Below are 26678 nucleotides of genomic sequence, written 5' to 3' on the forward strand. Positions count from 1 at the left end.
GAGCGGTCTGTCATGGTGCATCGACAAGGTTGACCGTTCCGCTGATACGGGACGAAATGCAATGTGACTTTCGCGGCAGGCCAGCGATCCCTAAATAGCGCTGAGTTTCTGCAAGGAATCGGGGCTGTCTGCATGTGCGGTATCGTTGGAATCGTCGGCCATTCGCAGGTTGCGCCGCGCATCGTCGATGCGCTGAAGCGGCTCGAATATCGCGGTTATGACTCGGCCGGTGTCGCCACCATCGACCATGGCCAGCTTGCCCGCCGCCGCGCCGAGGGCAAGCTGATCAATCTCGAACGCAGGTTGAAAGACGAGCCACTCAACGGCACGATCGGCATCGGCCATACGCGCTGGGCGACGCATGGCGTGCCGAACGAGACCAATGCGCATCCGCATTTTTCCGACGGCGTCGCCATCGTCCATAACGGCATCATCGAGAATTTCGCCGAGCTGCGCGACGAGCTGATCCGCGACGGCTACAGTTTTTCCTCGCAGACCGACACCGAAGTCGTCGCCCATCTGGTGGCGCGCGAGCTGGCCAAGGGGCTGAAGCCGGTCGAGGCGGCGCACCAGGCGCTGAAGCGGCTGCAAGGCGCCTTTGCGCTGGCCATCATGTTCAAGGGGGACGAGGATCTTATCGTCGGCGCGCGCAATGGCCCGCCACTGGCGGTCGGCCATGGCGATGGCGAGATGTTCTTGGGCTCCGATGCCATCGCACTCGCCCCGTTCACCAATTCAATCACCTATCTGGAAGATGGCGACTGGGCCGTGGTGCATCGCGACAGCGTCATCATTTTCGACATCGACGGCAAAAAGGTCGACCGCAAACGCCAGCAGTCGCTTTCGACCAGCTTCATGGTCGACAAGGGCAATCGGCGCCATTTCATGGAAAAGGAAATCCATGAACAGCCCGAGGTGATTTCGCACACGCTGGCGAACTATCTGGATTTCGTCGGTGGCGTCTGCAAGCCGCTCGGCCTGCCGTTCGACTTTGCCAAGATCAACCGGCTGGCGATTTCAGCCTGCGGCACCGCGTATCTCGCCGGCCTGATTGGCAAATACTGGTTCGAGCGCTATGCGCGGCTGCCGGTCGATATCGATGTCGCCTCGGAATTCCGCTATCGCGAAATGCCGCTGTCGGCGGACGATGCCGCCTTCTTCATCTCGCAGTCGGGCGAGACCGCCGACACACTGGCCTCGCTGCGCTATTGCCGCAAGGCGGGGATGAAGATCGGCGCGGTCGTCAACGTGCGCGAATCGACCATGGCGCGTGAATCCGACGTCGTGCTGCCGACTTTGGCCGGCCCGGAGATCGGTGTTGCTTCGACCAAGGCCTTCACCTGCCAGCTCTCGGTGCTGGCCTCGCTTGCGGTGCGTGCCGGCGTGGCGCGCGGGACGATCTCGAAAGAGCAGGAGAAAACCCTGGTGCGCGAGCTTTCGGAAGCGCCGCGCTATGCCAACCAGGTGCTCAAACTTGAAGAGCAGATCGAACGGATCGCACGGGAATTGTCGCGCTACAGCGATGTGCTTTATCTTGGCCGCGACACCAATTTCCCGCTGGCCATGGAAGGGGCGCTGAAGCTCAAGGAAATCTCCTATATCCATGCCGAGGGCTATGCCGCGGGCGAGTTGAAGCATGGCCCGATCGCGCTGATCGACGAGAACATGCCGGTGATCGTCATCGCGCCGCATGACCGAATTTTCGAAAAGACCGTGTCGAACATGCAGGAAGTGGCGGCGCGTGGCGGCAAGATCATCCTGATCACCGACAGCAAGGGCGCAGCGCTTGCGAGCGTGAAGACGATGGAAACGATCGTGCTGCCGGACGTGCCCGAAATCATCTCGCCGATCATCTACGCGCTGCCGATCCAGATGCTCGCCTATTTCACCGCCGTCTTCATGGGCACCGACGTCGACCAGCCGCGCAATCTGGCGAAATCGGTGACGGTGGAATAGGCGCCTTTAAAAACTTCGCAGTTCCAAAGCGCCTTCCGGTTCACTAATGTTGCGTCGCAATAGCGCGCCCCGGTGAACCATGTCCGATGCTCCGAAGACCTCAGGCATGACCCGGCTGAGGAACTATTTCCTCACAGGCTTCGTCGTCTGCGCGCCACTGGCGATCACCGCCTATATCGCCTGGTCGTTCATCGGCTGGGTCGATTCCTGGGTAAAACCGTACATTCCGGCACGCTACAGCCCCGATACTTATCTGCCGTTTCCTGTCCCGGGATTCGGACTGATCGTCGCCCTGATCCTGATCACGCTGATCGGCTTCCTGACAGCCAACATCGTCGGCCGCGCCATCGTCAATTTTGGCGAACGCCTGCTTGGCCGCATGCCGCTGGTGCGCGGCATCTATGGTTCGCTTAAGCAGATCTTCGAGACCGTGCTGTCCAACAAGGGCGACATGTTCCGCCAGGTCGGGTTGGTCGAATATCCGCGCAAGGGCGTCTGGTCCTTGGTTTTCGTCGCCAGCGAGAAGGAAAACGAGATCAATGAGAAGCTCGATCAGGAAGGCGATCCGCTGATCGCCGTGTTCATGCCCTGCACGCCCAATCCAACGACGGGCTTTCTCATGTATGTGCCGAAGTCGGACATCGTGCTGCTCGACATGACGATCGAGGACGGCGCCAAGCTGATCGTATCAGCCGGGCTGGTAGCGCCCGAGGTCAAGTCGAAAGTGGTTGTCGTGAATGGCGAACCGATCGAGGGCGTGCTTGCCAACCCGTCGGTTGGCGCCCTGGCTCAGCCGGCACGCAAGAGCCGCACCGCCTCGTCGCGGCCGAACAAGTAAAGCAGCAGGCGCAACGCAGCGCCCCGATCGGACTGCAGCTCCGGGTCGCGGGACAGGATCAGCCTTGCGTCGTCGCGGGCGGTCTCCAAAAGGTCGGCATGCGCCTCGATGCGCGCCACCTGGAAACCCGGAGTGCCGGACTGGCGAGTGCCCAGCAACTCGCCTTCGCCGCGCAGCTTCAGATCCTCCTCGGCGATCAGGAAGCCATCTTCCGTCTCGCGCATGACCGACAGTCGTCGCTTGGCCGTCTCGCCAAGCGGGTCCTTGTAGAGCAGCACACAGGAAGACGGCTTGACGCCGCGTCCGACACGGCCGCGCAACTGGTGCAATTGCGCAAGGCCAAAGCGCTCGGCATGCTCGATGACCATGACAGTGGCGTCAGGCACGTCGACGCCGACCTCGATCACCGTGGTGGCGATCAGGATGCGCGTCTCGCCCTCTTTGAAGGCGCGCATCGCTTCATCCTTCTCGGCACCCTTCATGCGGCCATGAACGAGGCCGATGCGGTCGCCGAACAGCGGTTTAAGCGAAGCGAAACGGTCCTCGGCCGACATCAGCTTGATTTCTTCGGATTCCTCGACCAACGGGCAGATCCAGTAGATCTTCTGGCCACCGGCGACGGCTTCAACCATGCGGCCGACCAGTTCGTCGAGCCGTTCGAGTGGCAGCGTGACGGTGCGGATCGGCTGGCGGCCGGCCGGCTTTTCCGTCAGCTTCGACACATCCATGTCGCCGAAGGCGGTCAGCACCAGCGTGCGCGGGATGGGTGTGGCCGTCATCACCAGCATGTCGGGCGCGTCGCCCTTCGCGGTGATGGCAAGCCGCTGATGAACGCCGAAGCGATGCTGCTCGTCGATGACGGCGAGGACCAGGTCGTGGAAGATCACCGTCTCCTGAAACAGCGCGTGGGTGCCGACGACGATGTCGATCTCGCCGCTCGCCAGACCGGCCAGCGTGTCGGTGCGTTCGCGGCCTTTTTCACGGCCGGTCAGGATGGCGATCCGCAGCCCGACCTTGGCGGCAAGAGGCGCGATCGTCGCCAGATGCTGGCGTGCCAGGATTTCGGTCGGTGCCATCAGTGCTGCCTGGCCTCCGGCCTCGACGGCGCGCGCCATGGCGAGCAGCGCGACGACCGTCTTGCCGGAGCCGACATCGCCTTGCAGAAGCCGCAGCATGCGTTCGGGATCGGCGAGGTCGGCATTGATTTCGGCAAGCGCGAATTCCTGGCTGGCCGTCAACGAATAGGGGAGTGCGGCGCGCAGTTTCTCGACGATACTGCCGTCGCCGACCAAGGGGCGGCCGGACAGGCGGCGGACTTTAGCCCGCACCAGCGCCAGCGAGACCTGGCCTGCCAGCAACTCGTCATAGGCAAGGCGCCGCCAGGCGGCACCGTCCACGGAGACATCGATCGGGTCCGCCGGATTGTGGATGCGGGCGAGCGCATCGCCAAAGGCCGGAAAGCTCTGTCGGCGCATGAACGCGCCATCCTGCCATTCGGCCAATACGGGCAGGCGCGCGAGCGCCTGGCCGATCGCCCGGCGCAGCACCTTGCCAGAGAGCCCGGCGGTGAGCGGATAGACCGGTTCGACGAGCGGCAGGTTCTCCGCCTCGCTGGCGAGTGCGATGTGGTCGGGATGGACCATGGTCGGGCGGCCGTTGAACCATTCCATGCGGCCGGAAATCACGACATGCTCACCCTCGGGCATCGCCTTTTCAAGATAAGAGGCATGAGCATGGAAGAAGGTCAGCGCGATCTCGCCGGTGTCGTCATGGGCATAAACCCGGTATGGCACCGACCTGTTGCCGCGCGGCGGCGGCTGGTGACGGTCGATGCGCACGTCGAGCGTGACGATGGCGCCTTCAGCCGAACCGGCAATGCCCGGACGGTTGCGACGGTCGATGACGGTGTGCGGCAGCACGAACAGAAGGTCGCCGGCACGCGCCGCGCGATCGCCGAGATCGGCGGCGACGACCTTCTCGATCAGCGCGCCAACCTTCGGCCCCACGCCGGCAAGCGAGGTGATCGGGACGAACAAGGGGTCGAGCAGGGAAGGACGCATGATGTCAGCTTATGTCGCGACGGCCACAGCGCAAGGCTGACAGCACCTTCTATCCACGCTATATGCGCCGCAGCAAGTGAGGATGCGGCACAATGACCGGAACGACGAGATCAAGTGCCGGGTTGGCAAGCGAGGGGCTCGACGCCCGTCGCCGCAAGCTGCTGTTTCGCTCTTGGCATCGCGGCTTGCGCGAGATGGACCTGATCCTGGGCACGTTCGCCGACGCTGAAATCGGTGCCTTGACCAGCGAGGAGATCGACCAATATGAGAGGCTCCTCGACATTCCCGACACCGAATTCCTGCCCATGGTCACCGGCGAACACCCGGTCCCGGCGGATATTGATTGTGCCGTCCTGCAAAAGATCCTGGCTTTCCGCCACTCCATGACATTCTGAACGACGTGATTTCATGAGCCTCATCCCCACCATCGGCCTGCCGAAGGGGCGCGCCGGCCAGTTCATAGTCGACGGTGTCGCCGATGGCTATGAGGCCTTCGCGCTGGTGCAGGCAGGACTCGAGATCGCGCCCGACAAGCCGGTCCTGTTCGTGGCGCGTGACGGCCAACGCCTGCCGGCGATCATCGAGGCGCTGTCCTTCGCGGCACCTGGCCTGCCGGTGCTGGAGTTGCCGGCCTGGGACTGTCTGCCCTACGACCGCGTCTCGCCCGGCTCGGACGCCGCCGCCAAGCGCCTTGATGCGCTGACCGCCATGATCGCGCTGGCGAAGAAGCCACATCGCGCCGTCATCCTCACCACCGCCAATGGGCTGCTGCAGCGCATTCCGCCGGCCGGGCTGGTCGAGGCCCAGACCTTCCACGCCAGGCCAGGCAACCAGATCGACATGAACGCACTGGTTTCGCGGCTGGAGACATCCGGGTTCGAGCGGGTGCCGACCGTGCGGGGGATCGGTGAATTCGCGGTGCGCGGCGGCATTCTCGACCTGTTCGCGCCCGGTTGGACCGAGGCGCTCAGGCTTGATTTCTTCGGCGACACGCTGGAATCGATCCGCGTCTTCGATGCCGCCACCCAGCGCACCACCGGCCAGCGCAAGTCGATGGCGCTGCAGGCGATGAGCGAAGTGGCGCTGACGCCGGAAACCATCAGCCGCTTCCGCCGCTCCTACATCGAAGCCTTTGGCGCGCCCCAGCGCGACGACGGGCTCTATGCCGCGGTCAGCGAGGGCAGGCGCTTCGCCGGCATGGAGCACTGGTTGCCGTTCTTCTACGAGCGGCTGGAGACCGTGTTCGACTACCTGCCCGATACACCTGTCGTCTTCGACCATCTGGCGCATGAGGCGCTCGCCGAACGCCACACGCTGATCCTCGATCACTACGAAGCGCGCAGGAAGCAGGCCGACGGCGCGCTCAAGGATGCCGTGCCTTACAAGCCGGTGCCGCCGGACCTGCTCTATCTCTCGCCAGAAAACCTGATCGCCTCGCTTGGACCGCGTGAAGCGATAGACTTCACGCCCTTCGACGCGCCTGATGCCGGCGCGAAAAAGGTCTTTCATGCCGGCTCGCGCCACGGCCGCAGCTTCGTCGAGGAGCGCGCCGATCCGAACGTCAATGTCTTCGACGTCGTCGTCAGGCACATCGCCGACGAACGCGCGGCGCGCCGCCGGATCGTCATTGCCGCCTGGACCGAAGGCTCGCTCGACCGGCTCGGCCAGATCCTTGCCGAGCACCATCTCGGCAACCTCAAGCAAGTCGCCACGCTGGCGGAGGCGGAAAGGCTTGAGCCTGGGCAGGCGGCCCTTGCCGTGCTGCCACTGGAAGCCGGTTTCGAGACCGAAAGACTGGTCGTCGTCGCCGAACAGGACATTCTCGGCGACCGGCTGATCCGCCGCTCGAAGCGCAAGAAGCGCGCCTCGGACTTTATTGCCGAGGCCTCGGCGCTGTCGGCCGGCGACATCGTCGTCCACGCCGATCACGGCATTGGTCGCTTCATCGGCCTGCGCACCATCGAAGCTGTCGGCGCACCGCATGACTGCCTGGAAATCCACTATGCCGGCGACGACCGGCTGTTCCTGCCGGTCGAGAACATCGAGCTTCTATCGCGCTACGGTTCTGACACAGCCGAGGCGACGCTGGACAAGCTTGGCGGCGGCGCCTGGCAGTCGCGCAAGGCGCGGCTGAAGAAACGCCTGCTCGACATGGCCGGGCAACTGATCCGCATCGCCGCCGAACGGCAGATGCGCGCAGCGCCTGCGCTGGTGCCGGCGGAGGGCCTCTATGGCGAATTCGCTGCCCGCTTCCCCTATGAGGAAACCGACGACCAACAGACGGCGATCGACTCGGTTCGGGACGACCTTGCCGCCGGCAAGCCGATGGACCGGCTTATCTGCGGCGATGTCGGCTTTGGCAAGACCGAAGTGGCGCTGCGCGCCGCCTTCATCGCGGCGATGGAAGGGTTCCAGGTGGCGGTGGTGGTGCCGACCACGCTTTTGTCGCGCCAGCATTTCAAGACATTCTCGCAGCGCTTTTCCGGCCTGCCGATCCGCGTTGCCCAGGCGTCGCGGCTGGTCGGCGCCAAGGAGTTGGCCGAAACCAAGAAGGGTATCGCCGAAGGGCAGGTCGACATCGTGGTCGGCACCCATGCGCTGCTCGGGTCCTCGATCTCGTTCAAGAATCTCGGCCTGCTGATCATCGACGAGGAGCAGCACTTTGGCGTCAAGCACAAGGAACGGCTGAAGGACCTGAAGACCGATGTCCATGTGCTGACGCTGTCGGCGACGCCGATCCCGCGCACGCTGCAGCTGGCGCTGACCGGGGTGCGCGAACTGTCGCTGATCGCCACGCCGCCGGTCGACCGCATGGCGGTGCGCACCTTCATCTCGCCGTTCGATCCGCTGGTGATCCGCGAGACGCTGCTTCGGGAACGCTACCGCGGCGGTCATTCCTTCTATGTTGTTCCGCGCATCAGCGATTTGGCCGAAATCCATGATTTCCTGCGTGAATCCGTTCCCGAACTGAAAGTGGCGGTGGCCAATGGCCAGATGCCACCCGGCGAACTCGACGACATCATGAACGCCTTCTACGACGGCCAGTACGATGTGCTGTTGTCGACAACCATCGTCGAATCCGGCCTCGATATCCCGACCGCCAACACGCTGATCGTGCATCGCGCCGACATGTTCGGCCTGTCACAGCTCTACCAGTTGCGCGGCCGCGTCGGCCGCTCGAAGGTGCGCGCCTATGCGCTGTTCACGCTGCCGGCCAACCGCAAGCTGACCGACACCGCCGAGCGCCGGCTGAAGGTGCTGCAGTCGCTGGACACGCTGGGTGCCGGCTTCCAGCTGGCCAGCCACGATCTCGATATCAGAGGCGCCGGCAATCTTCTCGGCGAAGAACAGTCCGGCCACATCAAGGAGGTCGGTTTCGAGCTCTACCAGCAGATGCTCGAAGAAGCCGTCGCCGAGGTGAAGGATTCCGGCGAAGTCCAGGATGGCGGCTGGTCACCTCAGATCGCCGTCGGCACTGCGGTGATGATCCCGGAAAGCTATGTGCCGGACCTGCAGCTCAGGCTGGCGCTCTATCGCCGTCTCGGCGATCTGGAAAACACCGAGGAAATCGATGCCTTCGGCGCCGAGCTGATCGACCGGTTCGGCCCGCTGCCGGAGGAGGTGAAGCATCTGCTCAAGATCGTCTTCATCAAGGCGCTCTGCCGCAAAGCCAATGTCGAGAAGCTCGACGCCGGGCCGAAGGGCGTCGTCATCCATTTCCGCAAGCGCGAGTTCCCCAACCCGGTCGGGTTGGTCCAGTTCATCGGCGAGCAGGGGTCATTGGCCAAGATCAGGCCGGACCACAGCGTCGTGTTCGTGCGCGACTGGCCAACGGCCGAGAAGCGCCTGGCGGGTTCGGCTGTGGTGATGACACAGCTGTCGCGCTTGGTGGAGAAGGCCGCGTAGTATCATGGCTGGCACCTTTCGACGGGAAAGGTGCCTTCAGCCACCTGTGATTTGTTGAAAGGGAAAAGTAACTGAAGCGCAGGGGTCAGGCGGTCTCTGTGGGGGGAGATGTGCGACGATTGGGGCAATTGAAGTATTTTGGCCCAAGGGTCAGATGGTCTTGCAACTCATCGCTGAAGGGGGAAATCCATGAACCCGCAAACCTTCGATGAATACTGGCTCGGCTATCTCGCTGGCCATTCGAAACCTTCGACCCGGTTTATCCACTATCTCGGCCTGTTCTTCGCGCCGATCGCCGGGGTCGCGGCGTCATTTCTTGTCGTCTGGTGGGCCTTCCTCGTCATCATTCCCATCTTCTACCTTGCTGCTCTGTTTACCCATCCTTTGCTCGAGCACAACAGCAACAAGCCCTTCGCGGATCGCCCCCTGTGGAGCGCCATCGCGCTACTCCGTATGCTTGCACTCGACCTGACTGGAGGCCTTGGCCGCCACCTTAGGCGAGTGAACGAGGCCGCCCGACAAGCATGACAATGGCGGTCGTCGCTCTCTGCTCGGCCATTCTGCTGTTCGCAGCCGTCTTTCATCTCTATTGGGGTCTCGGCGGTCACATCGGCGTTGGCGTTTCGCTCCCGCAGCGCGAAGATGGCAGCACGGCCATGAAGGCAACGGCCTTCGGCGCCACAATAGTGGGGCTGATACTGGCGCTGGTGCTGCTGCTCGTTCTTGGCCTCGTCGGCTTGATCCGTTTGCCGGTGCCGCAAGAATGGCTGAAGGCAGCTGTGCTGTTTTGGGCGCTCGTCTTCAGCGCGCGAGCGTTGAGTTGGTCGAGATATGTCGGCCTGTTCAAGAAGGTCAGGACAACACGCTTCGCCAGCTATGACACATTGCTTTTCAGCCCTTCGTGCCTGGTTTTGGGGATGGGCCTTTTCTATCTGGGGCTGACCGACCACATGCAATGACCTGCCGACCATCATTCGCCAGCGCTGAAATTCCGGTCTAGAATAGGAAATCGGCTTCGTGTATGGAGCCGCGATCCCCCGTATGGGGCCGGGAATGGCGGAGTCTAGGCCGCTGGAAAGAGCGTTGGGTGCAGCGATGACGAAATGGTCGCCGAATTCGTGGAGAGCAAAGCCGATCAAGCAGGTTCCTGCCTATCCGGATCTTGCCGCGCTGAAGAACACGGAAGCGCAACTCGCCACCTTTCCGCCGCTCGTTTTTGCAGGTGAGGCCCGCAAGCTGAAGAAGCAGCTCGCGGCTGTGGCCGCCGGTGACGCCTTCCTTCTCCAGGGCGGCGACTGCGCCGAGAGTTTTGCCGAGCATGGCGCGGACAACATCCGCGACTTCTTCCGCGTCTTCCTGCAGATGTCGGTGGTGCTGACCTTTGCCGGCGCACAGCCGGTGGTGAAGGTTGGTCGCGTTGCCGGCCAGTTCGCCAAGCCGCGCTCGTCCGACAACGAAACCAAGGGCGGCGTGACGCTGCCGAGCTATCGCGGCGACATCATCAACGGCATCGAGTTCGACGCCAAGTCGCGCATTCCCGATCCTGCACGGCAGGAGATGGCGTACCGTCAGTCGGCGGCGACGCTCAACCTTTTGCGCGCCTTCGCGCAGGGTGGCTATGCCAGCCTGGAGAATGTGCATCGCTGGATGCTCGGCTTCGTGTCCGACAGCCCGCAGGGCGAGAAATACGAGTCGCTCGCCAACCGCATCACCGAGACGATGGATTTCATGAAGGCAGTCGGCATCACCTCGGAAACCAACTACGCGCTGCGCGAGACCGATTTCTACACCAGCCACGAGGCGCTGCTGCTCGGCTATGAGGAGGCGCTGACCCGTGTCGATTCGACCTCTGGCGACTGGTACGCGACATCAGGCCACATGATCTGGATCGGCGACCGCACGCGGCAGCCCGACCATGCCCATGTCGAATACTGCCGCGGCATCAAGAATCCGCTCGGCCTGAAATGCGGTCCGTCGCTGACGCCGGACGGCTTGCTGGAACTGATCGACCTGCTCAATCCGGAGAACGAACCCGGTCGGCTGACGCTGATCGCGCGCTTCGGTTCCGACAAGGTCGCCGACTATCTGCCGAAGCTGGTGCGCGCGGTGAAGAAGGAAGGGCGCAGCGTGGTCTGGTCGTCGGACCCGATGCATGGCAACACCATCGAGGCCGCCGGCTACAAGACGCGGCCGTTCGACCGCATCCTGAAGGAGGTGCAGACCTTCTTCGAGGTGCATCGCGCCGAAGGCACCCATCCGGGCGGCATCCATGTCGAGATGACCGGCAAGAATGTCACCGAATGCACCGGTGGCGCGCGCGCCATCACGGCCGAGGAGCTGCAGGATCGCTACCACACGCATTGCGACCCGCGCCTCAATGCCGACCAGGCGATCGAACTGGCCTTCCTGGTCTCGGACCTGCTCAAGAAGAGCCATCCGGTCCAGCACAAGCAGGCCGTCAACGGCTGATTTTCGCCGCGATCCGAATGAACCCATGAAAGAGGCGCCTGAGAAATCCGGCGCCTTTTCTGTTTTCAGCTCGGCGCCCGCGCTTCCGGCGCGGGCCAACGCGAAGGGGATCGGCAAAGACCGAAAATATCAGTCCTTCTTGTAGAGCAGCCAGCTCTTGCTGGCACGGCTGGCCATCGTCGAGTGCTTGGTGACGCGGTTGCGGCCGCTGACCTTGGAGCGATAGAGCGCCCGGTCGGCCTTGGTATAGAGGTCTTCGGGACCATCGGCCTCGGATGCCATGCAGATACCCATCGAAACAGTGACGGTGCCGTAGTTCGTGCCGGTCTGGCTGCTGGTGAACGGCGTCTGCTCGATCAGTGCGCGAATGCGCTCCGCGATCTCGTAGGTGGCGTCCTCGCTGGCGCCCTCGATGATCAGCGCGAACTCCTCACCGCCGGTACGGGCGACGAACATGTCGCCACGGATGCTGGTCTGGAGAATGTCGGCGATGATCTGGATGATCTTGTCGCCAACCGGGTGGCCATAGCGGTCATTGATGTCCTTGAAACGATCGATGTCGGCAAGGATCAACGCGTTGAACAGGATGCCCTTGTTGCTGTTGTAGATCCTGGTGATTGCCTTGTCGAAAGCGCGGCGATTCCAGATGTGGGTCAAGGGATCGGTATCGGCCAGCCGCTTGTATTCCTCGAGCTTAGACTTGACGCTCTCGAGTTCGGCGGTCTTGTCGCTGAGCGTCGAGGCGACCTGCCTGCCGTGGTCGATCGTCGAATTGGTGGCAATTGCCATGGCATTGGCGATCTTGTGCAGAAGATCCTGGGAGAGAAGGCTGCGGCTGCTCAATCCGCTCGATGTTTCATCGAGGATCCTGCCGTATTTCTCGATGTGGCTGCGTTCGCTTCTCAGCAGCAGCGCCACGTCCTCGAGCTCCTTGGCGATGACGTCTCGCGCGTGCTCGACGATGCTGGGCCCATGGTTATGTGCAAAGAAGGCGCGCCCGATCTGGTCAAGCTCGTCCTGTGTCGGCCGGTCGCTCAGCGAAACGACGGCGAGGCTAAGCTCGCGATTGATGCCGCTCAGCGCCTCGTAGAAGATCTCATAGTTGCGCGGCAGTCCGAGGACGCCCAGCTGGCGCATCGTGGCGACAACCGTGGATGCGATGTCGGTGCTTCGTTCGGTCTGGATTGCTGCCGGCTGCATCTTCGATTCACTCTTCCCCTCGGAGCCCGCCGCGGAAATTTCCGGGGTTCCAATTGTCGCCGACCAGGGGAATGCCACCCGACAGCCCATAACAATTTGCGAAGAGACGCGTCCCCACTCACGACCTTCACTTGCCGCGACCATAAATGCGGCAGCGCTAAAGTTTCCTTAATTGACAGGGATCGCACAGGTTTTTCCCTACCTGTGGCTGTAGAAGCTCTAACCCGCGCATCAACAATTGGGACAACGCCGTTTTGGTGGCCTTGAATTCGAAGCTGTTCGATCATTGAACCGAATTTCGGATTTGCCATACCGGTGCATGTCGCATTTGCTCGCGTGTGACGGCCATAAAGCTGGAATCCTGGCGCTGATACCGATGCCAAGGCAGAATTTCTTCAAGGAGGGATCGAAGTGAGTGACAGTCACCGGGGATCGTGTCTGTGCGGAGCGGTGCGCTTCAGGACGCGCGGAGCGCTGCGCGGCGTCGTCTATTGCCATTGCTCGCAATGCAGGAAGCAGAGCGGACATTTCTATGCCGCGACCAATGTTGCCGACGCCAACATCGTGGTCGAAGGTGCGGAAAGCATCACCTGGTACGAGGCGTCTGCCTTCGCCAGGCGCGGTTTTTGCAAGGCATGCGGATCGCTGCTGTTCTGGAAGCCGCGCGACCAGGATTACATCTCGATCATGGCTGGATCGTTCGACAGGCCGACCGGCCTGCAGGGCGAATGCCATATCTTCGTCGGCGACAAGGGCGACTATTATTCGATCGATGACGGTCTGCCGCAGTTTGAAAAGTCGACGCCTGCCATACCGGTCGCCGAATGAATCTTGGACAAGTCGCCTTATTCCATTGATCTGGCCAGCCATTGCATTATCCCGTGCCGGTGATTCGGAAAGGGGTTTGGCATGCAGCGGCTGATCGACGCTTTTTTCAATTCGGTGCGGGCGTTTCGCAAGCTGGCCGTCAGCGAGAAGGCTTTTCAGCAGGAGCTGATGCTGCTTGCGCTCGCCTTGCCGCTCGGCTGGTTTGTTTCGATCTCGTGGCGCGGCTATGCCCTGCTCATCGGCGCGGTGCTGCTGCTGATCATGGTCGAGGTGCTGAACACCGGCATCGAAGCAGCCTGCGACGCCTTCAGCCGCGAGTTCAATGTCGACATCCAGCTGGCCAAGGACTGCGGTTCGCTGGCGGTGCTGATTTCGGTGCTGATCGTTGCCGGCGTCTGGGGCATCGCCATCATCGAGCGGATCATGGGCCTGCCGATCTAGGGTCTGGACCCGCTAATATGGTCGAAATGGTGTGAGGCCATCTGTTCGGATACGCGGAGCGAAGGCGCAGGAAGCCATTCGGCTTTCAAGTCCTTCGCGACAAAGTAGTCGGGCAGATGGACCACATCCTTCGGACGCCGAAATGGCTGCAAGCTGCGTCGTCGAACCGCTTGGCCGGGGAAAGACCCCAACCTTCGCGATTCTCCTCGCATCTTTTTGCCATTTCAGGCGCCATTTCGATCATATTAGCGGGTCCAGACCCTAGACGTCGGCGTCCTTCGGATCGGCGAACTTGCGGCCCGGGAGCGGGACAAGCATGGGAACGTGCCGGCGATAACGCAGGTAGGTCGCGCCGAACTCGGCGATCAGATCCCGCTCCTCGAATTGCAGCGCGACCAGGATGTAGGCTGTGGTCATGATCGCGAACAGCAAATGGCCGGCGGTCATCTCGGGCGCGGCCCAGAACGCGAGCAGAAAGCCCAGCATGAGCGGATGCCGCACGATCTTGTAGAGCAGCGGCGTCTTGAACGTTTGACCGGGCATCTCGGCCCCGCGCAGCGCGAAGAAAGCCTGGCGCAGGCCGGATAGATCGAAATGGTCGATCATGAAGGTCGAGGCCAGCACGATCGACCAGCCGAGCCAATAGATGCCGATCAGGAACCAGGCCGCAATTCCGTCGACCTGCCAGATCTGTATCGGGATCGGCCGCCACTGCCAGAACAGCAGCAGAAGGATCAGGCTGGAGAGCAGCACGTAGGTACTGCGCTGGCAGGCCACCGGAAAGATCATGGCCGACCATCGTTTGAAGGCCGGGCGCGCCATAATGCTGTGCTGAACTGCAAATAGGCCGAGCAGCAGCAGGTCGATGACGATGGCCTCGCTCACACTCGTCGGGCCGCCGACGTCGATCGACTTGGGTATGAGATAGTTGCCGACGAAACCGAGCGCGTAGAGAAATGAAACAAGGAATACGGCATAGCTCAGGATGGCGTAGAACAGGATCAGGAGGCGTGCGAACATGACTGTTTCCCTATTGTGTTCCCTATTGTGCCGGCGCCAGCGGTGCCGCATGCAGGGGCCTGCGATAGCGAGCGGGCTCGATCAGGCCTGACTGTTATCCATGGACCGTCCCCTGCGCGTCCCCTGGGGCGCCGACAGGCAACGGGAGATTTCATGACTGGATTCTCGCTTCAGACATTCGGGTTCCCGGAGATCCACGGTGACGACCGCCCGATCAAGCTGAACCTGCGCAAGGGTCTTGCACTGCTGATCTATCTCGCGGAGGCCCGGGGCGCTGTTGCACGAGAGGTCATGGCCACGCTGCTGTGGCCCGAAAGTCCCCCAGAGACCGCCCGCGCGCGATTGCGGCGCATGCTTCATCGTATCGAGCTTGCGCTCGGCCGGCATGTTTTCGAGACCGACCGCACCAGCGTGCGGTGGTCTGCGGCGGTCGAACTGAAAGTTGACTCGCATCTATTCGAGAGCGCCTGCGACGGAGGCGCTTTCGAGGAAGCCTGCCTGCGCTATCGGGGTGACTTCCTCGCCGGCTTCTCTCTGCACGATTGTCCCGAGTTCGACGATTGGGCGTTCTATCGCCGCGAGGCGCTCAGGGGGCGGCTGATGCATTCGCTTGAACGCCTCGTGCACGACAACAATGCCGCCGGTGAACATTTTGCCGCGGCGGCGCACGCGGGACGCCTTGTCGAGCTCGATCCGCTGAGCGAGGTGTATGGCCGGCATTTGATCCGCAGCCTGCTGCTTGCCGGCGATCGAAGTTCGGCGGAACGACACCACGCGGCACTGAGACAGCGACTGCGTGACGAGCTTGGGATTGCGCCCGAAGCCGCAACCGAAGCGCTCATGGAGCCCACCACGGCGCCGCCGGCCCATGCTGTTCCGACGACACTCTATGCAAAGGGCGCCGGCATACACTTGGCGTATCAGACATACGGAAGCGGCGAGCTTGATATCCTGATCATGCCCGGCTTCGTGTCGCATGTGGAACGGCTTTGGGAGCTTCCCTCGTGCCGGGCATTTCTGCTTTCATTGATGACGCTTGGGCGGCTGATCTTGTTCGATCGCCGCGGGATCGGGCTGTCGGACCGGGTCGGATCGGCTCCGAGCGTCGAAGTCACGGCCGAGGATATCGGCACCGTCCTGCGGGCGGCGCACGCGCGTCGGGTCGTCCTGTTCGGGGCGTCGGAATGTGGGCCGGCATGCATCAAGTTCGCGGCCGATCAATCCCACCTCGTGGCTGGCCTCATTCTGTTCGGCTCATTGGCCAAGGGCTGCTGGGCGCCGGACTTTCCGCACGCGTTGCGGGCAAGCCAATATGACGCCTGGCGCCAGCAGCTCGTCACCGAATGGGGTGGCCCTGCCGGGATCGAGACCTTCGGGCCGAGCCTTTCGCGTGATCCCCAAGCGAGGGCCTGGTGGGCCGGGCTGTTGCGCGCGGCCTCCAGTCCAGGCGGCATTGGAGCCGTGCTGGAGGCGCTACGCGACACCGACGTGAGACACCTCCTGCCACGCGTTTCCGTGCCCACGCTGGTGATGCACCGCCGGGATGACCGGGCCGTGCGTATTGCGGCGGGCCGCGATATGGCAAGCCAAATCGCCGGCGCTCAATTCGTTGAGCTCGACGGCAATGATCATTGGTTCTTTGCGGGCGCTCAGCAACCGGTGCTCGAGGCAATCAAGCGGTTCGTCAACGCGCTGCCGCGCGACAGGAGGCCAAGGCGGTGAGGTCAGCCCGGCGGCTCAGGCATCTATCCGGAGCACTGGCCGCCGACCGGGCGTCACGACGCGTCGTCTCCGGCGATGATGAGTCTGCTATAGCCTTCCAGCCTTTCGATCCCTACATGACGGTCACCAAAGGAGACTGTCATGAGCGAAGCCGCCAATTTTCTGTTGCTTGAACGGGTGCGGCTGCCGGACGATCTGCGCTGGCTGGCCGAAAAATATCCGCGTGAAAACTGGCAGGGCCATGCCAATATCCATGGCGTCGCCACCATGTGGCTGCAGCGGCACGACATGTTCCGGGAACTCGGCGGCATACTGACCAACGGCATTGGCGACTATCGCGAAGGCAGACTGACGGCCCCCGACTTCGCGCGCTGGTTCGCGCCGCGCCTCAATCATTTTCTCGGCCATCTCGATGGCCACCACAATGTCGAGGATCATCATTATTTTCCGGTCTTCGCCCAAGCGGAGACGCGCCTTAAGCGCGGTTTCGAGATTCTCGATGCCGATCACCACACCATCCATGAGGGGCTGGAGCGCAATGCCGAGGCAGCCAACGCCTTTATCAAGACGCTTCAGGAGAGCGAGGACAGACAGCGCTTCGCCGCCGACGCCTATGCCGACGAAAACAACCGGCTGATCGCCATGCTGACCCGGCATCTTGCCGACGAGGAAGACCTGATCATCCCACTGATCCTCGATCGGGGCGATCGGGCGCTTGGCATAGACTGACGATCAACTCTCCCTGGCGCGTTGTTTCCTCGCGCCATGGTGGGCGACGAACCAAGCAGCGACCGCTACCGTCAAGCCAATGGCAAGCGCGATCAGCAACCGTTCATGGTGGGCCAGGGCCTGTCCGACAATGTGTTCGGCGCCCAGCCCGAAAACATAGCCGATGGTGCCGAACAGGACCGCCCAGATGATCGATGAAAGCGCGTTGAGCATAACGAAACGCTGCACCGTGATGCGCGACAGTCCCGCTGCTATGCCGCCGACAAGGCGCATGCCGTAGACATAGCGGTTCGACAGCACGAAAATGTTGGGATGGGTGTTGAGCAGGCGAAAGGCGCGGCGGAAACCAGGTCGCTTGCGCAATCCGACGACGTAGCGATGGTCGGCAAAGCTTCGTCCCAGGATGAAGAAGAAGGTGTCGCCGACAAACGCGCCGAGGGCGGCCGCAACGAAGGCGTGCCACAGCACGAAGACCTGTTGGTGCGCGAAGAAGCCGCCGAGGATAGCAGCACTTTCACCCTCCGCGACGCAGCCGAAGAAGACGGCAAGCAGCCCATACTGTTCGATGAAATGATGGATTGTGTCCGTCATGACGGCTGGGTCTGGGGCGTGAGCCGTTCGTCGATCCGCTTCAGCCGTTCGGCTATCTGCGCGATCTCGTCGCGCATGCCGATGATCTGGCTGTGGCGCAACTCGTCCAGCTTTTCGTGTAGCGCCATGATCTCGATTTCGGCCTTGAGATTGACCTCGTAATCATGGGCGGCGTCGATGCGGTCGCGCGCGGCCTGGCGGTTCTGCGACATCATGATCACCGGCGCTTGCAAGGCAGCGATCATCGAGAGGACGAGATTGAGGAAGATGAAGGGGTAAGGGTCGAACGAATCTCGCCCCAGCAGCCACCAATTGGCACCGATCCAGAGGATCAGGAAGGCGATGAAGGACAGGATGAACGCCCACGAGCCGCCGATACGGGCGATGGCGTCGGCGATACGGTCGCCTGCATCCTGAATGCCGGCAAGGCTGTTGTTGATGTCCTGGGAGATGGGCTTGCGGTCGACGGTACTCTGCAGCACCCGCCTCTCAAGTTCGCTCAGGTTCTCCGGGTTTCGCCTCAGCCAGCGGTTGGCCAGTTCGGGCACGGTCTTGTTCATGGATGTCTCCGTACAAAAGCATCGGCTTGGCAGCCTGGTTTCCATATAGGAAGATGCCGGGTCGTCAAAAGCACGACATGGAGATGGGAGCAGAATGCCAGATTTCGCCAAAATCCGCGCTCGTGCGGCCAAACGCAAGGGCGGCGAGGCGGAGCTTTCGTCGCTGCTGGGGCCGGTGCCCGACAATGCCGCCGTGGCCGACATCACGGACGACCGCATTTTGTCGACGATGGCCGAACGCGTCTTTGCCGCTGGTTTCGTCTGGCGCGTCATCGAACAGAAATGGCCGGGCTTCGAGGAGGCTTTTCTCCACTTCGAGCCGAAGCGGCTTTTGTTCCAGCCCGATGATTTCTGGCACGATCTGACGGCTGACAAGCGCATCGTTCGCAATCCCCAGAAGATCAAGTCCGTGCGTGACAACGCCGCCTTCGTCGAGCGCGTATCGAAGGAGCATGGCAGCTTCGGCAAATTCCTGGCCAACTGGCCGGCCGGCGACCAGGTCGGACTGATGGCCTATCTCGGCAAGCATGGCAGCCGGCTCGGCGGCAACACCGGGCAGTATCTTCTGCGCTGGCTGGGCTGGGACGCCTTCGTGATTTCAGGCGATATGGCGGCGGCGCTACGCGACGCGGGCCTCGACATCGCCGAGAGCCCGGCCTCGAAGAAGGATCTCGACAAGATCCAGGTGCAGATCAACACTTGGGCCGCGGAGACGGGCCTGCCGCGCCGGCATATTTCGCGCATCCTGGCGATGTCGATCGGCGAGAACAACTCGCCGGAAGCCTTGCGCGAATACATGGGTGAACAGGACTGAACGCCGGTCGCCCAGGCGCGATCGAAATCTGTCGATCGCTCGAGACACGAATGACATATGTCATCCGGTCCGACACGATTGACATAAGTCAATCGGTCTGGAGTGGCCCAAATGAACGCCATTGCCCGGCGAATTTTGCCGCGCTAAACCGCAGGCATGACCAAGAAACTCGACATCCTGCGCATCGCTGTTGCCCAGCTCAATCCGACGGTCGGCGACGTCGCCGGCAACCTCGCCAAGGCACGCGAGGCGAGGGCGGACGCCGCCCGCCAGGGCGCCGACCTCGTGCTCTATACCGAGCTTTTCCTCGCCGGCTATCCGCCAGAGGATCTGGTGCTGAAGCCGGCCTTCCTGAGAGCCTGCGAAAAGGCGGCACAGGACTTTGCCGCCGATACCGCCGATGGCGGCCCGGGCGTCATCATCGGCACGCCACTGAAGCGGAAGAGCGGCACGCACAATTCGATCGTCTTTGCCGATGGCGGCAAGATCATCGCCGAGCGCTACAAGCTCGATCTGCCGAACTATGGTGAATTCGACGAAAAGCGCGTCTTCCAGGCTGGACCCGAGATCCAGGGACCGGTCAATTTCCGCGGTGTGCGGATCGGAATTCCGATCTGCGAGGACATCTGGGGCGATGTCGGCATCTGCGAGACTCTTGCCGAGAGCGGAGCGGAAATCCTGCTGGTGCCGAACGGCTCGCCTTACTACCGCGCCAAGATCGATGTCCGCCATCAGGTCGTCATCCGCCAGGTCATCGAATGCGGGCTGCCGATTATCTATGCCAACCAACTCGGCGGCCAGGATGAGCTGATCTTCGATGGCGCATCCTTCGCCATCGGCGCGGACAAGACGCTGGCCTTCCAGATGAGCCAGTTCGAGGACGCGGTCGATGTCACCACCTGGAACAGGCAAGGTGATCATTGGGTCTGCTCGGAAGGGCCGATGTCGAAGATCCCGGGGAGGGAAGAGGCCGACTACCGCGCCTGCATGCTGGGCCTGCGCGACTACGTCAACAAGAACGGCTTCAAGAATGTCGTGCTCGGCCTGTCCGGCGGCATCGATTCGGCGATCTGCGCGGCCCTTGCCGTCGATGCGCTCGGCGAGGAGCGACTGCGCGCGGTGATGATGCCATACCGCTATACGTCGAAGGACTCGCTCAAGGACGCCGAGGACTGCGCTCGCGCGCTCGGCTGCCGATACGATATCGTGCCGATCTTCGAGCCGGTCGAAGGCTTCCTGCACGCGCTGACACAGATGTTCGAAGGCACCAAGGAAGGCATCACCGAGGAGAATTTGCAAAGCCGAGCACGCGGCACCATCCTGATGGCGATCTCCAATAAATTCGGTTCGATGGTCGTCACGACGGGCAACAAGAGCGAGATGTCGGTCGGCTACGCCACGCTCTATGGCGACATGAATGGCGGCTTCAATCCGATCAAGGACCTCTACAAGATGCAGGTTTACGCGCTGTCGCGCTGGCGCAACAGCCACGTGCCGCCGGGCGCGCTCGGGCCCTCCGGCGAGGTGATCCCGAAGAACATCATCGACAAGGCGCCGTCGGCGGAATTGCGCGAGAACCAGACCGACCAGGATTCGCTGCCGCCCTATCCGGTGCTCGACGATATCCTCGAATGCCTGGTCGAGAACGAGATGGGCGTAGACGACATCGTCGCGCGCGGCCATGACCGGGCGACGGTGACGCGCATCGAGCATCTGCTCTACATAGCCGAATACAAACGCCGGCAGGCGGCACCCGGTGTGAAGATCACCAGGAAGAATTTCGGCCGCGACCGCCGCTATCCCATCACCAACCGGTTCAGGGATCGCGGCTAGACGCCGTTTCCCGAGCGAAAGTTCGCGCCATGCCGCAGGGCGAGTGTAGCCATGCCTGACTGTGAAATCAGCTTCGACATGTCCCGGATCGATTTCCGGGCGACATCCGACCTGTTGATGGCAAGCTATTGGGGTGCCGGGCGCAGCGACGAGATGCATCGCCGCGCCTTTGCCAATTCGCTTTGCGTCGGCGCTTACGCCGAGGGCAAGCAAGTCGGCTTCGGCCGGGCGATCACGGATCGCACGGTGTTCGCTTATCTCGCCGATATCATCATCTGGCCCGGGTATCGCGGGCAGGGCATAGGTGGCCGCCTCGTCCAGGCCCTTATCGACCATCCGGATGTCGGGACTGTTTTCCACTGGAGTCTGTCGACCAGTGACGCGCACGGCGTTTATGAGAAGCTGGGCTTCAAGGCATCAACCGATGGTCGATACATGCGCCTCGATCGCGTTCCGCAATGAAGAGCGCGTGGCGATGGCTTGCATCAGCCGTTGTTGCAAAATAATCGCAGTGGTTGGACCAGATACGCTTTTGGCGTGAGCTCGTCTTGGCGATGCACCAGCGTGTCTCTATAAGGGCGTCTCCGCGATTGATTTGCGGGAGGTCTGAATGGCAGTATTTCAATTGGTAATGCGAGGCCGCGAAGCCTAGGTCTCATCAGGCGCTCCGCGAGGGTTTACCCTTCGTGCCGAAGCCGGATCGAGAACAGGCTTTTGCCGATGCCGTTCGCCGCCCGACTGCGGGCGCGACGCCAAATATGCCACTCCGCATTCTGGGCAATTGTTGGCCCCTTGCGGCTTCTTCAATTTTTCGACCTTACCGGGATCGGGCTCGTTTGCGCCCGAATGACATCATGGCTCGTTTTAGAATCGATTTGCGCGCGAGCGCCTTTCGCAGCGTTCTTGGCTTCACGCTCACCCATTGGCGGCGCCAGCCGTGGCGGCTTTCGCTCATCATGGGCGGGTTCCTGCTGTCGACGCTGGCCGACGTCTTGACGCCGCTCTATTCCGGCCGGCTGGTCGATGCCGTAGCCAGCAGCGCCGGCGCGGACGCGATTGCCTGGAATGCCGCGGTGACGGCGTTTTCGATGTTGATCGCCCTGGCTCTTACCGGCGTCGTGCTGCGCAACCTGGCCTTCATGGGGATCGTCGAACTGACGCTGAAGATGATGGCCGACATCGCCGCCGATGCCTTCCACCGCGTGCAGCGCTTTTCCACCGACTGGCACGCCAACAGCTTTGCCGGCTCGACCGTGCGCAAGGTGACGCGCGGCATGTGGGCGCTCGACTTGCTCAACGACACCATCCTTATCGCGCTCTTGCCGTCGGTCGTCATGCTCGTCGGCTCTACCCTGCTGCTCGGCTGGTTCTGGCCGCTGATGGGCGTGGTCGTTGCCGCCGGGTCGGTGCTGTTCATCACGGTGACGGCGATGCTGTCGCTTGGCTATGTCGCGCCGGCGGCGAGGCTTGCCAACACCTGGGACACGCGCCTCGGCGGTTCGCTGGCCGACGCGGTGAGCTGCAACGCCGTGGTCAAGGGCTTTGGTGCCGAGGAGCGCGAGGAGCGCCGCCTCGCCAGGGTCGTCGCCAAATGGCGTGCGCGCACGCGGCGCACCTGGGTGCGCGGCACGATCAACGGCACCACGCAAGGGGCGCTGCTGCTGGTCATGCGCGCCGCGGTGATCGGCCTGGCGCTGATGCTGTGGTCGTGGGGGCAGGCAAGCGCCGGCGACGTCGCCTTCGTGCTGACCTCGTTCTTCGTGCTGCAGGGCTATCTCAGGGATATCGGCACCCATATCCGCAATCTGCAGCGTTCGATCAACGACATGGAGGAACTGGTCGATTTCCAGTCCGAACCGCTCGGCATCGAGGACCGGCCCGGCGCCAAATCGATCCGGATCACGCAGGGACGCGTCAGCTTTGACAACGTCACCTTTCACTATGGCAACCACCGATCTCCGCTGTATCGCGACTTTTCGGTCGATGTCGCGCCGGGTGAACGTGTCGGGCTCGTCGGTCATTCGGGTTCGGGCAAGACGACTTTCGTCAAGCTCATCCAGCGGCTCTATGACGTGAACGCGGGAAAGATCCTGATCGATGGCCAGGACATCTCGCAGGTGGCGCAAGCATCGCTGCGCGGGCAGATCGCCATCGTCCAGCAGGAGCCGATCCTGTTCCATCGGTCGCTGGCCGAAAACATCGCCTATGCCCGACCGACGGCGACGCAGGACGAGATCGAGCATGCCGCGAGGCTGGCGAGCGCGCACGATTTCATCACCAGTCTGCCGAAGGGTTACGGCACGTTGGTCGGCGAACGCGGCGTGAAACTCTCGGGCGGCGAGCGTCAGCGCGTGGCGATCGCGCGCGCTTTCCTTGCCGATGCGCGCATCCTGATCCTCGACGAGGCGACATCAAGCCTCGATTCGGAATCGGAGGTGCTGATCCAGCAGGCGATGGAACGATTGATGGTCGGTCGCACCACGCTGGTGATCGCGCACCGGCTTTCGACGGTGCGGGCGCTGGACAGGCTGCTGGTCTTCGATCGCGGCAACATCGTCGAGGAAGGCTCCCATGACGAGCTGATCCGGCTCAAGGGCGGCATCTACCGCCGCCTGTTCGAGCGCCAGGCGCTTGAGCTGACCAAGGGACTTGTCGGCTGACCTGGGGTTGGCCTCCAGCTTCGGCCGCAGGTCACCTCTACCGGGCGAGGTGGCGCGGGGTACGCAATAGCAGGGCCGAGCCGAAGGGCAGACGCAGAGCAAATTCATGCCTCGGCTTTTCGCCTACAGGAATGTCTTCTTCCGCTATGGCGGAGGGACGATGGTCCGCTCGCGAACCGATGAGGTCACGCAAGCGGCCGCTCCGGCGACACCTTTATGGGTGAGTTGATGGGCGACCGACGACCGGCGTCGGCTCCGGCGGCTGGCTAACCTCGGTCATGGCGGGCGTCGCCGGACTGGCCGCCGCCTATGCGCCGCCCGAGACCCACGCCGCCCCGGTCTTTTCATTGCGCGCGCCATGTTCTATGTCTGCCGCACATCGCGGGGGCGCGTCTTGTCAATCACAAAAGCATCCGGTACGCCCCGTTCATGACAGTCACCGTTCGTTTCGCCCCGTCGCCGACCGGCCGCATCCATATCGGCAATGCGCGCACCGCTTTGTTCAACTGGCTGTTCGCCTTGAACAACAAGGGCCGCTTCATCCAGCGCTTCGACGACACCGACATTGTCCGGTCGAAGCAGGAATTTTCCGACGCCATCCTCTACGACCTGCATTGGCTGGGTATTTTTCCGGACGCCACCGAATATCAGTCGCGGCGCTTCGAGGTCTATGACGCGGCGGTCGAGAGGCTGAAGACGGCCGGCGTTCTCTATGCCTGCTACGAAACGCCCGAGGAGCTCGATCTCAGGCGCAAGGTGCGCCGCACGCGCGGCCTTCCGCCGGTCTATGGCCGTGAGGCGCTGGCGCTGACACGAGAGCAGATCGCCGAATACCAGGCCGACGGCCGCCGGCCGCACTGGCGCTTCCTGCTACCCAATTTTTCGAGCGATCCGCAGCAACCCGAGCGCACCGAGGTCCACTGGAACGATCTGGTGCGCGGCGAGGAAACCGTCGATCTGGCCTCGCTGTCCGATCCGGTCCTGGTGCGCGAGGACGGCACCTATCTCTATACGCTGCCTTCGGTGGTGGACGACGTCGAGATGGGCGTCAGCCATGTCATCCGCGGCGACGACCACGTCACCAACACCGGCGTGCAGATCGCCCTGTTCAAGGCACTGGGTGCCGAGCCGCCGGTCTTCGGTCACCATAATCTTCTAACCACCGCATCGGGCGAAGGACTGTCGAAGCGCACCGGTGCGCTTTCCATCGAGAGCCTGCGCGAGGACGGGATCGAGCCGATGGCCGTCGCTTCGCTTGCCGTGCTGGTGGGCACCTCGGAGAACGTTTCTGCGGTGCCGACAATGCCCGAGCTTGCCGAACGCTTCGATCCGGCGGCGACATCGAAGTCCGCGGCCAAGTTCGATCCGGACGAGCTGTTCGTGCTCAACCGGGCGCTGCTGCACCATATGCCGTTCTCCGAGGCGCGAGACCGGCTGATCGTGCTTGGCGTCTCAGGTGAGCAAGCCGAACCTTTCTGGCTGACAGTGCGTGGCAATCTCGACAGGCTGGCCGATGCCGTGAACTGGTGGCGTATCCTGCGCGAGGGGCCGCAGGAGAAGCCGGAGTTTTCCGATGACGACCGCGATTTCCTTGGTCAGGCGTTCGACCTGTTGCCGGAGGAGCCCTGGGGCGGGACGATCTGGAAGGACTGGACGGGCAAGATCAGGGAAGCGACCGGCCGCAAGGGCAAGGCGTTGTTCATGCCGCTCAGGCTCGCCCTTACCGGACTGCCTTCGGGGCCGGAGCTTGCAGATCTATTGCCGCTGATGGGTCGGGAAGGAACGCTGGCCCGACGACCCTGACCTTGCGCTGCTCCGGCGGCACAGTGGACACCGGCGAAGTCACCGGCTTGACGGAAAGCCGCTTGATCGCGTCGCGGTCCAGTCCGCCTTCAATGTTCGCCAGCGTCTCCGGGTCGGTGCCCGGATCGGGTTTGGAAACCGGGACCGGAACGAGCGGTGCCGCGTCGGCTTCGGGCCGCGACTGCTGCTGATACGGCGGATTGCCGCCGATGATCTGGAAATTCTGCGCCGCGTTGCAGCCGCAGGCCGGCGGCCGCGACATGTTGGACTGCTTGTAGAGATAGGCGGTCGGCAATTCGCTGTAAGGCCTGCCGGTGACCGATGACGTCATCGACGCCGAATCGTCGTCCATGCCGCGCGCATAGAAAACCTGCATCTCGGTGCCGGGGCAACTCGATTCTGCAATTCTTCTGGTCGCGTTCGAAATCGCTGACCGAGGCGGCATTCGACATCGGAAAGAAGTAGCCGTCGCAGGTGCGCACGCACGTGGTGTGGAACTGGCCGCCGACGCTCGGAAAGTCCGGTATGCCGGGCTGGTTGAGCACTCGGCGGACGTTTCGCTCCTCGCCGGGATCGTCAGACTGGTCGAGTGTGTCGAGTGAATCGATCTGCCGGCTATTGCCGCCGAAAAGCTGGTCGAACAGGTTTGCGTTGCCGTCTTCGCGATTGGCTTCCTGCAGCGGTGCGCCCGGTGGAACAATTGTGGCGTCGTCGTCCCGGCAACCATTGGCGTCGAGCGCCGCCAGGATGCGTCCGCGATCACGGCGCGAGCCGCCGCCTTCGGCCAGCCGCTCGCGTTTGCTCTGCAGGGCATCGAGATTGGCATTCATGCGCTCGATGGTGGCATTGAGCCCGGCGCATTGATTGACGTTGCGGCCGAACAGCGAAAAGCCGCAGCCGGCGCTGCTGGACTGGCCGCGGGCCTTCGAGATCTGCTCGCGTTGCCTGGCGATGGCGGCGTCGTATTTCCGGACCAGCGCTGGGCCGCCACCGCCACCGCGCGAGGCAGCGGCAAGATCGGCCTCCAACTGGCGGCAGACCCGCGGGGCGGCTTGTGGCTCGGTGACCGTGGCGCCGGAAAGCAAGAGGCCAAGCAGCACGGCAGCATGCGCCTGCTTCCACCCTCCGCTTGTCATTCTCCTGAACCCCGCTTGCCTATGGTCGCCGAGGCTACCCCGTTCGCGGTTAACCGTCTATTTCGGGCATGGCCCGAGCACCGGCGTTAAAGCCCGGTGATCAATGCGTCTT

The 26678-nt window shown here is 62.7% G+C and carries 21 protein-coding genes and 1 pseudogene; 16 read left to right on the plus strand and 6 right to left on the minus strand.

Translation table 11 applies throughout. The features are described 5' to 3' along the window. The first annotated feature begins 132 nt into the window (after positions 1-132). Positions 133-1956, plus strand: coding sequence for a glutamine--fructose-6-phosphate transaminase (isomerizing) (glmS, locus tag AC56QP_RS33040; protein WP_489861728.1), 1824 nt, complete (start codon positions 133-135; stop codon positions 1954-1956). Between the two features lie 79 nt (positions 1957-2035). Further along, complete coding sequence (locus tag AC56QP_RS33045) at positions 2036-2794, plus strand: DUF502 domain-containing protein (protein WP_489861727.1); 759 nt, start codon at positions 2036-2038, stop codon at positions 2792-2794. Here the strand turns inward: AC56QP_RS33045 and recG are convergent. Continuing rightward, positions 2746-4854, minus strand: a complete 2109-nt coding sequence (gene recG, locus AC56QP_RS33050) for an ATP-dependent DNA helicase RecG (protein ID WP_489861726.1) — start codon at positions 4852-4854, stop codon at positions 2746-2748. The two genes, AC56QP_RS33045 and recG, sit on opposite strands and share 49 nt — an antisense overlap. Positions 4855-4946: 92 nt before the next feature. Here recG and AC56QP_RS33055 point away from each other — a divergent pair, with 92 nt between their 5' ends. From AC56QP_RS33055 to AC56QP_RS33075, 5 genes are all read left to right on the plus strand, one after another. Next, on the plus strand, positions 4947-5249 hold the full coding sequence (locus tag AC56QP_RS33055; protein WP_091575128.1) for a succinate dehydrogenase assembly factor 2: 303 nt from the start codon (positions 4947-4949) through the stop codon (positions 5247-5249). Between the two features lie 13 nt (positions 5250-5262). Further along, positions 5263-8760: a transcription-repair coupling factor gene (gene mfd / locus AC56QP_RS33060; protein WP_489861725.1), complete on the plus strand. Its 3498-nt coding sequence runs from the start codon at positions 5263-5265 to the stop codon at positions 8758-8760. Between the two features lie 189 nt (positions 8761-8949). After that, the gene (locus AC56QP_RS33065; RefSeq protein WP_256750413.1) at positions 8950-9288 is read left to right on the plus strand and encodes a DUF962 domain-containing protein; all 339 of its coding nucleotides are present in this window, start codon (positions 8950-8952) and stop codon (positions 9286-9288) included. A 2-nt stretch (positions 9289-9290) separates the two neighbouring features. Then, entirely contained in the window at positions 9291-9719 is a 429-nt protein-coding gene (locus AC56QP_RS33070; protein ID WP_489861724.1) for a DUF3995 domain-containing protein, read from the plus strand. 136 nt (positions 9720-9855) lie between these two features. Continuing rightward, on the plus strand, positions 9856-11229 hold the full coding sequence (locus tag AC56QP_RS33075) for a class II 3-deoxy-7-phosphoheptulonate synthase (RefSeq protein ID WP_091575124.1): 1374 nt from the start codon (positions 9856-9858) through the stop codon (positions 11227-11229). Positions 11230-11358: 129 nt separating this feature from the next. On the opposite strand, the gene AC56QP_RS33080 is transcribed toward AC56QP_RS33075, so the two are convergent. Further along, complete coding sequence (locus tag AC56QP_RS33080) at positions 11359-12429, minus strand: GGDEF domain-containing protein (RefSeq protein WP_489861723.1); 1071 nt, start codon at positions 12427-12429, stop codon at positions 11359-11361. 411 nt (positions 12430-12840) lie between these two features. Here AC56QP_RS33080 and AC56QP_RS33085 point away from each other — a divergent pair, with 411 nt between their 5' ends. Together AC56QP_RS33085 and AC56QP_RS33090 are read left to right on the plus strand one after the other, a co-directional pair. Beyond that, complete coding sequence (locus AC56QP_RS33085; RefSeq protein WP_489861722.1) at positions 12841-13257, plus strand: GFA family protein; 417 nt, start codon at positions 12841-12843, stop codon at positions 13255-13257. 81 nt (positions 13258-13338) lie between these two features. Next, complete coding sequence (locus AC56QP_RS33090; protein ID WP_091575119.1) at positions 13339-13698, plus strand: diacylglycerol kinase; 360 nt, start codon at positions 13339-13341, stop codon at positions 13696-13698. A gap of 261 nt (positions 13699-13959) precedes the next feature. Here the strand turns inward: AC56QP_RS33090 and mddA are convergent, their stop codons facing one another. Then, positions 13960-14718 (minus strand): methanethiol S-methyltransferase, encoded by a 759-nt coding sequence (gene mddA / locus AC56QP_RS33095; protein WP_489861721.1) that lies wholly within the window; start codon positions 14716-14718, stop codon positions 13960-13962. 153 nt (positions 14719-14871) lie between these two features. On the opposite strand from mddA, the gene AC56QP_RS33100 reads away from it, so the two are divergent. Both AC56QP_RS33100 and AC56QP_RS33105 read left to right on the plus strand, forming a co-directional pair. Next, positions 14872-16440 (plus strand): bifunctional AfsR/SARP family transcriptional regulator/alpha/beta hydrolase, encoded by a 1569-nt coding sequence (locus AC56QP_RS33100; RefSeq protein WP_497100912.1) that lies wholly within the window; start codon positions 14872-14874, stop codon positions 16438-16440. A gap of 141 nt (positions 16441-16581) precedes the next feature. Beyond that, positions 16582-17169, plus strand: coding sequence for a hemerythrin domain-containing protein (locus AC56QP_RS33105; RefSeq protein ID WP_489861720.1), 588 nt, complete (start codon positions 16582-16584; stop codon positions 17167-17169). 3 nt (positions 17170-17172) lie between these two features. On the opposite strand, the gene AC56QP_RS33110 is transcribed toward AC56QP_RS33105, so the two are convergent. Continuing rightward, a complete protein-coding gene (locus AC56QP_RS33110) occupies positions 17173-17760 on the minus strand; it encodes a DedA family protein (RefSeq protein ID WP_489861719.1) in 588 nt (195 codons plus the stop codon). Then, the gene (locus AC56QP_RS33115; RefSeq protein ID WP_489861718.1) at positions 17757-18320 is read right to left on the minus strand and encodes a DUF1003 domain-containing protein; all 564 of its coding nucleotides are present in this window, start codon (positions 18318-18320) and stop codon (positions 17757-17759) included. Before AC56QP_RS33115 ends, AC56QP_RS33110 begins: the two co-directional genes overlap by 4 nt. Positions 18321-18414: 94 nt before the next feature. Here AC56QP_RS33115 and AC56QP_RS33120 point away from each other — a divergent pair, with 94 nt between their 5' ends. From AC56QP_RS33120 to gltX, 5 genes are all read left to right on the plus strand, one after another. Beyond that, on the plus strand, positions 18415-19134 hold the full coding sequence (locus AC56QP_RS33120) for a DNA-3-methyladenine glycosylase I (protein WP_489861717.1): 720 nt from the start codon (positions 18415-18417) through the stop codon (positions 19132-19134). A gap of 156 nt (positions 19135-19290) precedes the next feature. Continuing rightward, entirely contained in the window at positions 19291-20967 is a 1677-nt protein-coding gene (locus AC56QP_RS33125; RefSeq protein ID WP_489861716.1) for an NAD+ synthase, read from the plus strand. A gap of 51 nt (positions 20968-21018) precedes the next feature. Next, positions 21019-21429 (plus strand): GNAT family N-acetyltransferase, encoded by a 411-nt coding sequence (locus AC56QP_RS33130; RefSeq protein WP_489861715.1) that lies wholly within the window; start codon positions 21019-21021, stop codon positions 21427-21429. 392 nt (positions 21430-21821) lie between these two features. Next, complete coding sequence (locus AC56QP_RS33135; RefSeq protein ID WP_489861714.1) at positions 21822-23627, plus strand: ABC transporter ATP-binding protein; 1806 nt, start codon at positions 21822-21824, stop codon at positions 23625-23627. 429 nt (positions 23628-24056) lie between these two features. Next, positions 24057-25430: a glutamate--tRNA ligase gene (gltX, locus tag AC56QP_RS33140; protein ID WP_489861713.1), complete on the plus strand. Its 1374-nt coding sequence runs from the start codon at positions 24057-24059 to the stop codon at positions 25428-25430. Here gltX and AC56QP_RS33145 read toward each other — a convergent pair. Beyond that, a pseudogene (locus AC56QP_RS33145) lies at positions 25348-26566 on the minus strand (DUF2865 domain-containing protein). The gene gltX and the pseudogene AC56QP_RS33145 sit on opposite strands and share 83 nt — an antisense overlap. Between the last annotated feature and the right edge of the window lie 112 nt (positions 26567-26678).

Source organism: Mesorhizobium sp. RCAM 05104, from assembly GCF_059683645.1.